The sequence below is a fragment of the Achromobacter sp. Marseille-Q0513 genome, from assembly GCF_018195695.1.
Lineage (GTDB): Bacteria > Pseudomonadota > Gammaproteobacteria > Burkholderiales > Burkholderiaceae_B > Achromobacter.
The window spans coordinates 1-432 of record NZ_JAGTJY010000550.1 but is presented as its reverse complement, the minus strand read 5'-3'; the positions used below and the strand labels follow the sequence as shown (position 1 = coordinate 432).

The 432-nt window shown below is 61.1% G+C and carries 1 protein-coding gene; it reads left to right on the top strand.

Going from position 1 to position 432, the window contains the following annotated elements; genetic code table 11:
* Positions 1-52 precede the first annotated feature (52 nt).
* Positions 53-432 (top strand): AAA domain-containing protein (locus KDH83_RS31715; RefSeq protein ID WP_212323147.1); only part of this gene is annotated, 380 nt, incomplete at its 3' end.

Here is a 432-nt window from a genome sequence, read left to right as displayed (position 1 = left end):
CATCGGACAGATGGAATGCCGCTATGGCCTGGCGTCGTCGCAGAGAGAATCCTTGGCGCATTTTCTTGCGGCAAGCGCGCCTGATGTCCTGGCAGTGGACGGGCCGCCGGGAACTGGCAAGACGACCCTGCTGCTGAGTGTCATTGCGAATCAGTGGGTACAGGCGGCGCTGAATCGAGACGAGCCACCTCTGATCGTGGCTGCGTCGACCAACAATCAGGCCGTGCTCAATATTCTGCGAGCGTTCGCGCAAGTCAAGGAGCCGGACGGAGTGCTGGCGGGGCGCTGGTTGCCCGGGCTTGCTAGCTACGGTTTGTATATGCCCGCCCAAGGCAAGCAAGGGGGGCAGGATCAACGCGACTTTCCCGTGCATGCGATAGCTGGCATGGGCCGGGATGCAGATTACGATGTCAAAGTCCACGAGTCCGAGGA